This is a genomic window from Roseomonas chloroacetimidivorans (genome assembly GCF_049629625.1).
Taxonomy (GTDB): Bacteria; Pseudomonadota; Alphaproteobacteria; order Acetobacterales; family Acetobacteraceae; genus Roseomonas; species Roseomonas chloroacetimidivorans.
On sequence record NZ_JBNBZS010000010.1, the window covers coordinates 1 to 14573 of the forward strand.

A 14573-nucleotide genomic window follows, 5' to 3' on the forward strand; every position below is an offset into this window, starting at 1 on the left:
AGTCGGGTAGCGCCGGCCCCGCTCAAACGCCAGCTGCCGCGCACGGTGCTCCTTGGTCCACATCCCGCCTATGTGGCCATGCAGACCGGCCCAACCCAGGCCGGAACTGCATTCTCAAACGGGGTCTGAGCGATGATCAGCTTGATCGGCAGATCGCATCTTCCGCCGCCAAGCTGGAAGCTTTGAGGGCGGAGCTGGCCAGTCGGGCTGCCAGTCGGGGCGCCTGAGACTGCGCCTGTCCAAGGGGTAAAAACAGCGACGGCTCGGGCAAATTGCTGCAGGGCGGGATCACCGAAACGCGAATCTGCTCGAAGACAGAAGCCAGAGCATTTGGAATGAACGCATGTGAACGAATAATGCTCTGGCCGCACAGCAAGGGCTGACTTCCCGGTCGCCTGAGGTCCACGACCTCGGGCGCAGCCCCAACAGTCCCTACTTCGCCCCCCTTACTTCGCCAGAGAGTCGTGCGCCGCGAGGCAGGCCATATCCAGGATGTTGTTCACGCCCGAGGCGATCGACAGGATCTGCGCCGGCTTCGACAGCCCCATCAGCAGCGGCCCGATGACCGGGGCGTTGGTCAGGCGGGGAATGGTCTTGCTGAGGATATGGGCCGCGTGCAGCCCTGGCATTACCAGCACATTGGCCGGCCCCGTGAGACGGCAGAAGGGATAGAGGGCGCGGATCTGTGGATCGAGCGCGACATCGGCCGCCATCTCGCCCTCATACTCGAAGCCGACATCGCCGCGCGTATCGAGAAGCTGCACGGCGCGTCGCACCGATTCCGGGATCACGCTGCCGCGCGGGTCGCCGAAGGTGGAGAAGGACAGGAACGCCACGCGCGGCACGAGGCCAAAACGCCGGGCCTGGGCGGCGGATTGCACGGCAATCTCGGCAAGCGTCTCGGGATCCGGGCGCTCATGGATCGCGGTATCGGCCAGCAGCACCGTGCCCATGCGGCGGGTGAGCATCAGGCTGAGGCCGAAGAGCACGCCCTTTCCACCATCCGAGGCCGGGGCGGGATCGATCGCCAGGCTGATCTGCTTCAGGGCCGCGTTGTAGGAACGCGTGGTGCCGGTGACCATCGCATCCGCATCGCCCATCGCCAGCATGCATGCGGCGAAGACGTTGCGGTCCAGGTTCACGGCGCGCTGCACGTCGCGGAACAGGAAGCCTTCGCGCTGCTTCCGCGCGTAGAGATATTCGGCGTAGCGGCGGTTGCTGCCCGACAGCGCGGCATTGTGGATCTCGATGCCATCCGGCAGCGGAATGCCGAGCGCGGCGACAGTGGCGTGGATGCGCTCCTCGCGCCCCACCAGCACCGGCGTGCCATAGCCCGCATTGCGAAAGGCGATCGCGGCGCGGATTGTCTTTTCCTCCTCGCCCTCGGCGAAGACCACGCGGCGCGGATTCTGGCGCACGCGCTCGGTGATCGCCTCCAACGCGCCGCTCGCCGCGTCCAGCTTCTGCGCCAGCATGCGGGCGTATTGCTGCAGGTCGATGATGGGCTTGCGCGCGACGCCGCTCTCCATCGCGGCCTTGGCCACGGCGGGCGAGACGCGCGAAATCAGGCGCGGGTCGAAGGCATGGGGGATGATGTAGTCCGGGCCGAAGCGCAGCCCGGCACCGCCGCCGGCGCCCGCCACTTCCTCCGGCACGTCTTCCCGCGCGAGCATCGCCAGTGCTTCGGCGGCTGCGATCTTCATGTGCTCGTTGATCGTGGTCGCGCGAACATCCAGCGCGCCCCGGAAGATGAAGGGAAAGCCCAGGACGTTGTTCACCTGGTTCGGATAATCCGAGCGGCCCGTCGCCACGATGCAGTCCGGGCGCGCGGCCTTGGCCTCATCCGGCGTGATCTCCGGATCTGGATTGGCCATGGCGAAGATGATCGGCTTGTCGGCCATGGCGCGCACCATGTCCGGCGTCACGGCGCCCTTCTTGGACAGGCCGAAGAAGGCGTCGGCACCCTTCAGCGCCTCGGTTAAGGTCCGCGCCTCGGTGTCGTTGGCGTGGGCCGACTTCCACTGGTTCATGCCCTCGGTACGGCCACGATAGAGCACGCCCTTGGTGTCGCACATGGTGATGTTCTGCGGCCGCATGCCCATGGCCCGCAGCAGCTCCGCGCAGGCGATGGCGGCGGAGCCCGCGCCGTTGATCACCAGCGTGGTGGATTTCAGATCGCGCCCTGTCAGGTGGCAGGCATTGATCAGCCCGGCGGCGGCAACGATGGCAGTGCCGTGCTGGTCGTCATGGAAAACCGGAATGTCCATGATCTCGCGCAGGCGCTGCTCGATCACGAAGCACTCGGGTGCCTTGATATCCTCAAGGTTGATGCCGCCGAAGGACGGGCCGAGATAGCGAACGCAGTTGATGAACTCCTCGACGTCCGCCGTGTCCACGCAGAGGTCGATGGAATCCACCTCGGCGAAGCGCTTGAACAGCGCCGCCTTGCCTTCCATCACCGGCTTGCTGGCAACCGCACCCAGATCGCCCAAGCCCAGCACCGCCGTGCCGTTCGAGATGACGGCCACCATGTTGCCCTTGGCCGTGTAATCATAGGCCAGCGACTTGTCCCGGTGAATTTCCAGGCAGGGCTCGGCCACGCCCGGCGAATAGGCAAGCGACAGGTCGCGCGCAGTGGCGAGTGGCTTGGTGAGGCGGATTTCCAGCTTGCCGGGCTTGCCCTCGGCATGCATGGCCAGCGCTTCCTCGCGGGTGATGCGGGCGGTGCGGGAATCCCCGTTTCCGGTGCGTCGCGCGTCGTCCATCCGCTCATTCTCCCGCCACCTGCCCCACCATAGGGTACCAGGAACGCCGCGTTTAGCGCGTCAGGACGCTCGCGGGAATGCCGATGACGGGCCTTCCCGTTGCTGCACCGCGGCATAGCAGACCGGCCGCGCCGCACCAGCGGGTCAGACGCGGCGGATGTTCCAGGGATAAGGCGTGCTGCCCTCCAGCATGCCAGTCAGGTTGCGCCGGAAGGCTGTGCGGATGGTGAACTGCCCCAGCGGGATCGTTGCGACCTCATCCAGCGCCAGTCGGCCCAGTTCCCCGGCGCTGCGGGCACGGGTGGCGTCGTCGGGCGCGTCGATCCACTCCGCCGTCAGCGCCTCCGCCCGGTCGCTCTTCCACCAGCCGAACCAGCCTGCCTCGCCCTGACCGCGGATGAGGGGCGACATGGCAGGCGACCCATAGGTGTTGGAGCTGCCGGTGGTGTGGAAAATACTCCAGCCCCCGCGTTCCACCGGCTCCCGCGAGTTGCGGCGCTGGATCACCGTGCCCCAGTCACTCTCCGCCAGTTCCACATTCATCCCGATCCGGCGCAGCGCATCGGCCGTTACCTGGCCCAGCGGCCCAATATCGGGGAAGTCGGTCGGGTTGATGATAACCACCTTGCCATTGCTGTAGCCGGCATCCCGCAGCGCAGCACGGGCGGCATCCAGGCTGCCGGGCATCAGGTCGGGATGATCGCGGTAATAGGGCGTTCGCCGGGGATAGAGACTGCGGCAATCGCTCCAGAGCGAGGCGTCGTCGCCCTGGGCCGCGCGCATGTAGTTCTCCTGCATGACCGAGAGCCGCACGGCCCGGCGCAGCCGCACATCATCAAAGGGCGGCTGCAGGCAGTTCAGCCGCATCAGCGCCAGTCTTCCCTCCACATCCAGGATCTCCTGCCGGATCTCGCGATTGCGGGAAAGCATCGGGCGCAGATCCGACAATGGGCGCTCCCACCAGTCCACCTCGCCATTGATCAGGGCCGCGGCGGCTGTGGAGGCATCGGGAATGACATGCCATTCGATCCGCCGGAGATGGGCCACCTTGCCGCCCGAGGCACGCTCCGGCGGCTCCTGGCGAGGCAAGTAGCCTTCGAACTTCTCATACACGACGCGGGAGCCGGAATTGTACTCCCCGGGCAGGAAGCGATAGGGGCCGGAGCCGATCATCTCCGTCACGCCGCGCGTCGGGTCCGTGGCCGCCAGGCGCTCCGGCATGATGAAGCACACGCTGGCATCGGGCTTGGCCAGCGCATCCAGCATCAGCGGGAAGGGGCGGTTCAGCCGGGCCTCGAAGCTCCGGTCGTCCAGGGCGCGCCACTCCGCCACGGTGCGGGCGAGAAGCTGGCCGAAGGGGTCGCGCACCGACCAGCGCTTGATGCTGGCGATGCAGTCGGCGGCGCGCACCGGCTCGCCATCATGGAAGCGCAGCTCCTCGCGCAGGCGGAAGCGCCAGCGGCGCCCGTCCTCCAGCACCTCATGTCCCTCCACCATCTGCGGACGCGGGCGATTCTGCGCATCCACGGCATAGAGCGTGTCGAACACGTAGTAGCCGTGATTGCCGGTGACGGTGGCGGTGGTCCAGACCGGGTCCAGGCTTGTCAGATTCGCCTGCGGCACGAAGCGCATCGTGCCTGCGCGCGCATCCTGGCCCAGGGCCGGGGCGGCCAGCCCGCCCAAACTGGCCGTCCCGGCAGTGGCGGCCCCGGCACGAAGCAGGCTTCGGCGATCCAGCATGGGCATGAACATTCTCCCGCAAGGCCCTGCGCGGGCCGTTTTCCCCGAGCCTGCGCCGGCGCAGCGATGTGAGGCAAGCGCTGGACCGATGCCGCGGCGCAACCTAGGAGTCCGCCCATGGACGCCGCCCCGCCCATTCCCAGCGCCGACGGCGCGACCCCTGCCATGGCGCAATGGTTCGCCGCCAAACAGGCGCATCCTGATGCGCTGATCTTCTTCCGCATGGGCGATTTCTTCGAGCTGTTCTTCGGGGACGCCATCACTGGGGGAGAGGCGCTCGGCCTCGCCGTCGCGCATCGGGGCGAGCATAACGGCCAGCCTGTGCCCATGGCCGGCGTGCCCGTGCATGCCATGGAGGCCTATCTCGCCCGCCTGATCCGCCGTGGTTTCCGAGTCGCGATCTGCGAGCAAATGGAAACTCCCGAGGCCGCCAAGGCCCGCAAGGCCCCGGCCGTACGGCGGGAGGTGGTGCGGATCGTCACTCCCGCCACGGTAACGGAGGAGGCGCTGCTGGAAGGCGGGCGCCCCTCCTGGCTGCTGGCCCTGGTGCCGGAGGGCGCAGAGCGCATCGGCGCCGCCTGGCTGGATATCTCCACGGGCAGCGTCTGTACGGAGAGCCTGAATGCCGGGGAACTCGGGGCCCTGCTGGCCCGGCTGGACCCCGCTGAAGTGGTGGCGCCGGAATCCCTGGCGGCCGGCGATGCCCTCACCCCCCTGGGCGGGCTGGTGCGGGAGGCTGCCCCGCCGCGCGACGGCGCCCGGCTGGCGGCCGAGGCCTGGGGCGTCGCCAGCCTCTCCGCCTTTGGCAGCTTCACCGAGGGTGAAACATCCGCCCTGGCCATGGCGCTGGATTATGTGCGCTCCACCTCCGGCGGCTCCCTCCCCCGCCTTGCCCCGCCGGAGTCCCGTGGCGGCGAGGGCACGCTGCGGATGGACGCCGCCACCCGCCGCTCCCTGGAGATCCTAAAGGCTGAGCGCGGCGGCAAGGATTGCCTGCTGGGCGCGGTGGACCGGACCCTGACCGCCGCCGGGGCACGAGAACTGGCCTCCCGCCTTGCCGCCCCCCTGGCCGAGGCGGGCCCGATCGCCGCCCGGCATGATGCGGTCGCTTTCCTCCTGGCCGCCACCAGCGTGCGGGCCGGGCTTCGGGAGGCACTGAAGGGCGCACCCGACATGGCCCGCGCCCTCGGCCGCCTCTCGGTCGAGCGCTTCTTTCCGCGTGACCTGGCCAGCCTGCGCGACGGCCTCGCCCGGGCCGAGGCGATGCAGGCTGCGATCGGCGATGCCGCCGGGGTGCCGCCCATCCCGCCCCTCCTGCAGGAGGCCAGCAAGGCGCTGGTGCCGAAAAATTCTCCTCGTGCCGAGCTGACCCGCGCCCTGGCCGCAGACCTGCCCGCCCGGCTGGAGGATGGTGGGGTGATCGGCCCTGGCTATGACGGCGAACTGGACGCGCTGCGCCGTCTGCGGGACGACGCGCGCGGCGCGATCCTGGCCCTGCAGATGGATCTGGCCCAGGCCTGGGGGGTCGCCAGCCTGAAGATCAAGCATCACCAGCAGCTTGGCTTTCTGGCAGAGGTTCCGGCAGCGGCGGGCGAGGTCCTGCTCCGGCAGAAGCCCGCCCCGGGTCCCATGGCGCCCATCCACCGCCAGAGCATGGCCAGCGCCCACCGCTTCACCTGCGGCGCGCTGTCCGAGCTGGACCGCAAGCTCTCCCAGGCGCGGGACGAGGCCGGGAAGCGGGAGGCGCTGGTGATCCGGCATCTCCGCAAGCTTTGCCTCGACGCCGCCCAGGGCATCGCCTCCGCCGCCCGGGCCGTGGCGGAGATCGATGTCCACGCCGCTTCCGCCGAACTGGCTGCCAGCGGCGGCTGGTGCCGGCCGGAGATGCCGGAGCGCCCGGATTTCTGCATCACCCAGGGCCGCCATCCCGTGGTGGAGGCGGCGCTGCGCCGGAATCGCGGCCCGGCCTTCGTGCCGAATGACGCCGACCTCTCGCCGGGCCGGCGCCTCTGCCTGCTGACCGGCCCCAATATGGCGGGCAAGTCCACTTATCTTCGCCAGAACGCTCTGATGGTCGTGCTGGCCCAGGCCGGGCTCTATGTTCCCGCCGAATCGGCCCGGATCGGCTTGGTCGACCGGCTCTTCTCCCGCGTTGGCACGGCCGACGACATTGCCGGCGGCCGCTCCACCTTCATGGTGGAGATGAGCGAGACGGCCGCCGTACTGAACCAGGCTGGCCCGCGCAGCTTCGTGGTGCTGGACGAGGTCGGGCGTGGCACCGCCACCTGGGATGGGCTCGCCATCGCCTGGGCGGTGCTGGAGGCGCTGCATGACCGGCTGCGCTCCCGCACCCTCTTCGCCACCCATTTCCATGAGCTGACGGCCCTGGCCGGGAAGCTGCCGGAACTGACCCCGGCCGCCATGAAAGTGCGGGAGCACCGGGGGCAGGTCGTGTTCCAGCACCTGGTTGGGCCGGGCGCCTCGGAACGCTCATGGGGCCTGCATGTGGCCCGGTTGGCGGGTGTTCCGCGTGACGTCGTGGCCCGGGCCGAGGTGGTGCTGACCTCGCTGGAGGAGCGGGCGCGGGGGCTGGACCCGCTCTCGGGCGAGTTGCCGCTCTTCGCTGCCGGGGCAGCGGCCCGGCCGCAGCCAGCGGGAGAGCCGGACGTCCTCCGAACCGCGCTGGAGACCCTGGACCCTGATGCTATGGCGCCACGCGAGGCGCTGGAGGCACTGTATCGCCTCAAATCATTGCTTCAGGAGCGTGAGACGTCTGTTGCAACGCAGCGCGACTCCTTATCTTCCGTCAAATGAACACCGCTGGCCTCGGCGCTGCCGAAGCACCTGTCGCGCCGTTGCCGGAGCTGGACGGGCTCGATGCCTCACCAGTTCCTAGCCGTGATGCCGCGCTGCTTCTCCTGCGGCGCCATCTCAGCCGCATCCAATCCGGGATGCAGGAGCGCTTCGAGCGTGAAAATCTCGCCGGCCTGACCGCCGCCCGAGCGCTCGCGGGCGAGATGGACGGGCTGATCGCGGCCATCCTGCGCTACAGTCTGGCAGCCATCGCCGGCCCTGGGGCGAAGCCGGCCTTCGCCCTGGCGGCGACCGGCGGCTATGGGCGTGGCACCCTCGCCCCTTACTCCGATATCGACCTGCTTTTCGTCTCCGACGCGCCGCTGGACGCCCATGGCCGCCGGACGGTGGAGTTCATGCTCTACCTGCTCTGGGATCTCGGGGTGAAGGTGGGGCACGCCACACGCTCCATCGCCGAGTGCCTGGTGGATGCGAAGGCGGACACCACGGTCCAGACCGCCCTGCTGGATGCGCGCTACCTGGAAGGTGACCGGGACATTTATGACCGGTTCGAGGCCGCCTATACCCAGTCGCGAGCCGAGTGGGGCCTTGGCCAGTTCCTGCACGCCAAGCAGATCGAGCGCGGCCTGCGCCACCGCCGCTATGGCGACAGCCCTTATCTGGTCGAGCCCCATATCAAGGAGGGGCGCGGCGGGCTGCGGGACCTCCAGACCATGTACTGGCTGGCCCGCTACGCCTTCGGGGTCGAGAAAATGTGGCAGCTGGTGGGGCCGGAAAGCCCGGGCGGCGGGCTGCTGACGGCCCAGGAGGCTCGCGCCTTCCGCCGCGCCTGGTCCTTTCTCTGGTCGGTGCGCTTCCACCTCCATTACGTCACCGGCCGGGCCGAGGAGCGCCTGACCTTCGACCTGCAGCCCGTGGTCGGCGCCCGGATGGGCTATACACGCCATGGCAAGCAGGACGGGGTGGAGCGCTTCATGAAGCACCTCTTCCTCACCGCGCGTGAGGTGGTGCGCCTGAAACGCCTGCTGGAACCGGCGATCGAGCGCGCGGCGCTGGGCATGCCGGCCTTGCAGCCCGCCCCGGATGAGGCGATGCGCCGGGCGGGGCTGACCCTGGCCGATGGCAAGCTACTCTTCGCCCCGGAACACGATATTGCGGCTGATCCGGCGGTTATGCTGCGCATCGTCCGGATGGCGCGGGACCGGGGGCTGGAGATCCATCCGCTGGGCCTGCGTGCCCTGATCCGCAACGCCCGCTACGCCGCCCGCCTGCGCGGGCAGAAGGCGGCGAACACCATCTTTCTCGACATCCTGACGGGCAAGAACAGCGGCCATTGCCTGCGTGCGCTGAACGAGGCCGGGGTGCTCTCCCGCCTCATCCCGGAATGGGCTCGCATCGTCGGGCTGATGCAATTTGACACCTACCACGTTTTCACCGTGGAGGAGCACACCATCGAGGCGGTGGGCGTGATGAACGCGCTGGAGCGCGGGGAGCTGGATAATATCGCCCCCGTCGCCTCGGAACTGGTAGGGCAGTTGCAATCCCGCCGCGCCCTTTATGCCGCCATCCTGCTGCATGACATCGCCAAGGGCCGTGGCGGCGACCATTCGGAACTGGGCGCCGGCATCGCGCAGGAACTCTGCCCGCGGCTCGGCCTTTCCCCAGAGGAGACGGAGACCGTCTCCTGGCTGGTGCTAAATCACCTGCTGGTCAGCCAGACCGCCTTCAAGCGCGACATCGACGATCCCAAGACCATCCTCGACCTAGCGGAGGTGGTGCAATCGCCGGAGCGGCTGCGCCTGCTGCTGGTGCTGACGGTTTGCGACATGCGAGCGGTCGGACCCAAGGTCTGGAACGGCTGGAAGGCCACCCTGCTGCGCGAGATCTACTGGCGCGTGGCCGAGGTTCTGGCCGGCGGCCTTTCCGTGCCCGAGCGCGACGTGCGCGTGGCCCGCGCGCGGGAAGCCGCCTCGGCCGCGTTGGAGGGCCGCCCGACGCAGGAGGTGGAGCATTTCCTCTCCCTGGGTTACCCGGGCTACTGGCTATCCTTCGATCCCGACACCCATGCGCGCCACGCCGCCATGATCCGGGAGGCGGAGTGCACCGGCGCGCCGCTGACAGTCCGCACCGAGGTGCTGGAGGATCGCGCGGTGACGGAGGTGACGGTCTACACCGCCGACCACCCCGGGCTGTTCAGCCAGATCGCGGGTGCGCTCGCCGTGGGCGGCGCCAGCATCGTCGATGCCCGGATCCATACCATGACCAATGGCATGGCGCTGGACACCTTCTGGGTACAGGACGCCGCGGGCGGCGCGCTGGACGCGCCGCATCGCCTGGCGCGGCTTTCCGTGATCATCGAGCAGACCCTGTCCGGCCGGATACGGATCGCCGAGGAGATCAGCAAGGTGAAGCGCGAGCCCGCGCGGCTGCGCGCCGTGACGGTGCCGCCCCGTGTCGTGATCGACAACCATGCGAGCAACACGCACACCGTGATCGAGGTGAACGGGCGCGACCGCCCGGGCCTGCTGCATGACGTGACCGCCGCTATTTCCAGCCAGGGCGTGCAGATCGCCTCCGCCCATGTCACGACCTATGGCGTGCGGGCGGTGGACGTCTTTTACGTGAAAAACCTGTTCGGCCTGAAGCTGGAGAACGAGCGCAAGCTGGAGGCGCTGCGCGGCGCCATACTGGAGGCGATGGCCACGGCGGCAGCGGAGGCGGCCTGAGGGGCGGCCGGCTGGCTCCAGCCCAGGACGGCTGCCGGGCAGGTCCGCCCGACAGCGCGCATCGTCGTGCATTCACGGGCAATCCGTCCGGTGGTGGAGTCAGCCCTTACCGGCATAGACGGCCCGTAACCGCCAGCCCTGCGACGTCCGGGCAAACTCGAAGTCGCCCACCCGTGCCATGCCGCCCCCGGAGGTCACGCCGGGATGGGGTGTGAGGCTGGCGCCGACCCTTTCCACGAGTTGCCGGTTGGTTAGGCTTCCGCGGAGGTCCAGGCCGGTATCGCTCGCCAGCACTCTTTGCAGGAAGGCCCCGAGCGAGCGAGCATCGACTGACGGCAGGCGATCGCTGTCAGCCTCGCCGCGCACTTCGAGCGGTAGTTGTGTCGCTCGCGCGAGGCGGACGGCATCCCCGGCGAGCAGCGCCTCCCGGAACCCGGGCCAGAAGGTCGCGAAGGAAGCCGGTTCGGCCGCTTCGCGCTGCGATGGCTGGACACTGACGGCATCCGCGCAATTAGCGGCCCCACCGAGCAGAAGCAGCGCCATCAGCGCTCCTAAACGGGCCATCGCACGGCCTTTACCTCGTACTCGGAGAAATCATAAGGCGACAGCTTGACCCTATTGCTCTGGTTGCCGCCCAGCAGCTTGATGCGGGTCGGCTTGCTCTCGATCATGAAGCCGACATGGAAACCCGTGTTGGACCCCGTAGCGGCGTCGCTCGACGCGCCCTTACGTTTGATGACCGTGATCGCCCCGTAGCGCGGCTCGGTCGCCATCCCCCAACCCATCCAGCTCGACGCAAGAGCGTTGTTGGTGCCGACATAGCCGGCCTTCCGAATCACCCAGTTCACGAAGGAGGAGCACCACGCCACCTCGTCCGTCTTCGCGTTGAAGGTGGTGGTCGAGTGGTACTCGACGATGCGCGGGTTATGCAGGGCACCGGCGATCTCGGCGGTTCCGAGCTCTCCCTGCGCGATGCTCATCCAGCGCTCGCTCAGCGCCTCGCCCGCGATTGCAGGCGGGGAAGCACCCGAGTCATTGGCAACCACGAGCCCACCATCATTCTGGCCTGTCTTCTCCTTAAGAGCGCTGTAGCGGGCCAGCGCCGCCCGGGTTTTCGGGCCCATTTTGCCGTCCACCACCAGGCCCGGCGATGGCTTGAGCACGGAGTTCAGTTGCCGCTGCAACTGCCTTAACGCTTCCGACGTGTTCATCTGGCATTCTCTCCCGAACGAGGTGGCACGGATGTCGGGCCCGCGATGTGGCGGCCCTTCCCGCTACTGTCCGGCCTCGCCGGACTTCATGCGGAGTAGACAGTTTCCCCGGCGCGGTGCTGTGCCGGGTGGGCGGTATCAGGGCTGGCAGTGGGGCCGACGCGCGCTGACAGCGCCCGGGAGGACAGCCCGAACGGGGTATGCGCCAGAGATCAAAATGAGGTCGGAGTGGAGCGCAGCCGTCGCGTTCTCGATCCTGACCTGGCGAGTTGGGCCTGGCAGCAAGGGAACCTCCTCCAGCCGGTTACCGACACCAGCCTTCCCGAGACTCCATCGTTGCTTTTGTGGAACCAGTCAATCCACTGAATTATCAAATATTTACGAAGGATTTCCGGCCCTCCGAACGATCTCCGAAAGGCTTGGCCACCGGGTCAGCTGGATCCCGGCGGAGCGGCAGCGGCGCAGTCGTTCAGGAACACCCGATCAGCCCAGCATCCGCCCGATTACCTGGGCCGTGTAATCCACCACCGGGATCACACGGCCATAATTGATCCGCGTCGGTCCGATCACGCCGATCGCACCGACGATGCGCTCCTGCCCGTTGCGGAAGGGCGCCACCACCATGGAGAGCCCGGCCGTGTCGAAGACGCCGCTCTCGGCGCCGATGAAGATCTGCACGCCCTGGCCGCGCTGGGCCAGCTCCAATAGGCGCAGCATCGTCTCCTGCGCCTCCAGCCGGTCAAACAGGGACTGGATCTCCGCGACCCGCGCCGCCTGATCCAGGTTCTGCAGCAGGCGCGACTGGCCGCGCAGGATCAGGGAACCCCCTCCCCCGCCCGCCCAGGTCGCAAGGCCGGATTGCACGACCTGATTGGTCAGCTCGTCCAGCGCCGTACGGTTGGCGGCGATCTCGGCCTCGACGAGGCTGCGCGTATCCTCCAGCGTCCGGCCGTTCAGCCGGGCGTTGAGGTAATTCCCGGCCTGAGCCAAGGCGCCGGCGGGAAGACCAGGCGGCACCTCGATGATGCGGTTCTCCACCTGGCCGCGCTCGCCAACCAGCACCACCAGGGCACGGCCGGGCCCGAGGGCGACGAACTCAATATGGCGGACACTCGCTTCCGCGCTTGGCGCCACCACCAGCCCCGCCGCGCCGGCGAGGCCGGACAGCATCTGCCCGGCTTCAGCCAGCGTATCCTGCATGGAGCGGCCGGAGGCAGCGCAACGGGCGGCGATGGCCTCCCGCTCGTCATCCGTCAGGTCGCCGAATTCCAATAGCCCGTCGACAAAGAGCCGCAGCCCGCGCTCGGTCGGCAGGCGACCGGCCGAAGTGTGGGGCGCGTAGAGCAGCCCCGCCTCCTCCAAATCGGCCATGGCGTTGCGGATAGTGGCGGGGGAAAGCGCGACAGGCAGCCTGCGCGAGAGAGTGCGGCTGCCCACCGGCTCGCCGGTTTCGACGTAAAGTTCCACCAACTGGCGCAGAATCGACGCGCTGCGAGTATCCAGGCCTGGCAGGAGCGTCCCGGTGCTCGCGGCCTTGGACGGAACAATTCCGGGACGTTGGTTGGGCTGTGCGCCCATTCTGCTGCCTGACTCCGTTAAGACTACCGGACCTTGAAAGCTAGGGAGGGGCATGTGGCACGTCAACGACATGCCATCACGGATCGGCGGTCAGGCGGCCGTAAGGCACAGGTGCCACATTCGGTCACGGTCGGGACATTCTTCCGTCTCAACCCGAGGGCTCCAATATGGGCCTGAAGCGGAGGCCACCATGGACAACGCGCGGGACAGGTCGGGATACAGGGGGCTACAGGGCCGGGGGCTTCCCTCAGTGGGGGCCTGGGCCACCATGCTCACGCTGTGGCTGCCGCCGGGCGACCTGCCCTCGGCGGAGGCGGCGTTGACAGGGGGTGGGGTGGGCGTGTTCCTCCCGCCTCCCTGCCAGGAGAGGCCCGCCGAATGTCCGTCACCGCCCCCGGGGCTCTCCGCCCCTCCGGCCGCGCCCCCGACCAGCTCCGAGAGCTGAAGCTGGAGCCCGGCGTCGCCCGGCACGCCGAAGGATCCTGCCTCATTCGCATGGGCGTGACCGAGGTGCTCTGCACGGCCAGCGTGGAGGGCCGGGTGCCCTCCTTCATGCGCGGCAAGGGCCTGGGCTGGGTCACGGCAGAATATGGCATGCTTCCCCGCGCCACCCATAGCCGCGGCGACCGTGAGGCGGCGCGCGGCAAGCAGTCCGGCCGCACCCAGGAAATCCAGCGCCTGATCGGCCGCAGCCTTCGCGCCGTGACAGATCGCGCAGCCATGGGCGAGATTACCGTCACCCTGGATTGCGACGTGCTGACCGCCGATGGCGGTACACGCTGCGCCGCCATCACCGGCGCCTGGGTGGCGCTTCACCAGGCCTTCGAGCATTGCCGGAAGGCAAACATCATGTCGCGCAACCCGCTGGTGGATCAGGTTGCCGCCATCTCCTGCGGCATTCATGAGGGCGTGCCGGTGCTGGACCTGGACTATGCCGAGGACAGCGCCGCCCATACCGACGGTAATTTCGTCATGACGGGCAAGGGAGGAATCGTGGAGATCCAGGCCACCGCCGAAGGCGCGCCCTTCACTGAATCCGAGCTGACGAACCTGCTCAACCTGGCCCGCAAGGGCACGACGGAGCTCTTCGCGGCGCAGCGGGCGGCGGTCGGGCTGTGAGTCACCGCATCCTTACCGAGAAGCGCCTCTGCCTCGCCACTCATAATGCCGGCAAGGCGCGGGAGGTGGCCGCACTGCTGGCAGAGCATGGGATCGAGGTGGTGACGGCCGGCGAACTGGGCCTGCCCGTGCCGGACGAGACGGAAACCACCTTCATCGGCAACGCCACGCTCAAGGCCCAGGCTGCCGCCAAGGCGAGCGGCATGGTGTCCATGGCCGATGATTCCGGCTTCTCCGTCTCGGCTCTGGACGGCGCGCCGGGGGTCTACACCGCCGACTGGGCGGAGCAGCCGGACGGCACGCGCGACTACGCCAAGGCCATGACGAAGGTGGAACAGCTGGCCCGCCACGCGCCGGACCGCAAGGCCTGGTTCTCCTGCGCCCTCGTACTGGCCTGGCCGGACGGGCATGTGGAGGCCTTCCTGGGCGAGTGCCCTGGCCAGTGGATCTGGCCACCGCGTGGTGACAAGGGCTTCGGCTACGACCCCATGTTCATCCCAGATGGCGAGGCGCAGAGCTTCGCGGAAATGGACCCGGCCCGGAAGCACGCGATCAGCCACCGCGCGGCCGCCTTCCGCCTGCTCTCCGAGGCCTGCCTGCCGAAGCACTGAAGTCGGCGG

9 protein-coding genes are annotated in these 14573 nt (G+C 68.5%); 4 read left to right on the forward strand and 5 right to left on the reverse strand.

What is annotated here, in order from left to right:
- Nucleotides 1–446: 446 nt before the first annotated feature.
- Nucleotides 447–2765, reverse strand: coding sequence for an NADP-dependent malic enzyme (locus ACO1BU_RS08700; protein ID WP_424135534.1), 2319 nt, complete (start codon nt 2763–2765; stop codon nt 447–449).
- A gap of 144 nt (nt 2766–2909) precedes the next feature.
- On the reverse strand, nt 2910–4505 hold the full coding sequence (locus tag ACO1BU_RS08705; RefSeq protein ID WP_424135755.1) for an ABC transporter substrate-binding protein: 1596 nt from the start codon (nt 4503–4505) through the stop codon (nt 2910–2912).
- Between the two features lie 117 nt (nt 4506–4622).
- Between ACO1BU_RS08705 and mutS the strand changes: the two genes are divergently transcribed.
- The gene (gene mutS, locus ACO1BU_RS08710; RefSeq protein ID WP_424135535.1) at nt 4623–7319 is read left to right on the forward strand and encodes a DNA mismatch repair protein MutS; all 2697 of its coding nucleotides are present in this window, start codon (nt 4623–4625) and stop codon (nt 7317–7319) included.
- Entirely contained in the window at nt 7316–10045 is a 2730-nt protein-coding gene (locus ACO1BU_RS08715) for a [protein-PII] uridylyltransferase (protein ID WP_424135536.1), read from the forward strand. Before mutS ends, ACO1BU_RS08715 begins: the two co-directional genes overlap by 4 nt.
- Before the next feature lie 99 nt (nt 10046–10144).
- On the opposite strand, the gene ACO1BU_RS08720 is transcribed toward ACO1BU_RS08715, so the two are convergent.
- The 3 genes from ACO1BU_RS08720 to hrcA all read right to left on the reverse strand — a co-directional run bounded on the left by ACO1BU_RS08720 (nt 10145) and on the right by hrcA (nt 12834).
- The gene (locus tag ACO1BU_RS08720) at nt 10145–10588 is read right to left on the reverse strand and encodes a hypothetical protein (protein ID WP_424135537.1); all 444 of its coding nucleotides are present in this window, start codon (nt 10586–10588) and stop codon (nt 10145–10147) included.
- Nucleotides 10589–10596: 8 nt separating this feature from the next.
- Complete coding sequence (locus tag ACO1BU_RS08725; protein ID WP_424135538.1) at nt 10597–11256, reverse strand: TIGR02594 family protein; 660 nt, start codon at nt 11254–11256, stop codon at nt 10597–10599.
- 483 nt (nt 11257–11739) lie between these two features.
- Nucleotides 11740–12834 carry a heat-inducible transcriptional repressor HrcA gene (gene hrcA / locus ACO1BU_RS08730; protein ID WP_424135539.1) on the reverse strand — a complete coding sequence of 365 codons (1095 nt, stop codon included), beginning with the start codon at nt 12832–12834 and terminating at the stop codon, nt 11740–11742.
- Nucleotides 12835–13212: 378 nt separating this feature from the next.
- On the opposite strand from hrcA, the gene rph reads away from it, so the two are divergent.
- Nucleotides 13213–13953, forward strand: a complete 741-nt coding sequence (gene rph / locus ACO1BU_RS08735) for a ribonuclease PH (RefSeq protein WP_424135540.1) — start codon at nt 13213–13215, stop codon at nt 13951–13953.
- Nucleotides 13950–14564 (forward strand): RdgB/HAM1 family non-canonical purine NTP pyrophosphatase, encoded by a 615-nt coding sequence (gene rdgB, locus ACO1BU_RS08740; protein WP_424135541.1) that lies wholly within the window; start codon nt 13950–13952, stop codon nt 14562–14564. Before rph ends, rdgB begins: the two co-directional genes overlap by 4 nt.
- The last annotated feature ends 9 nt before the right edge of the window (nt 14565–14573 follow it).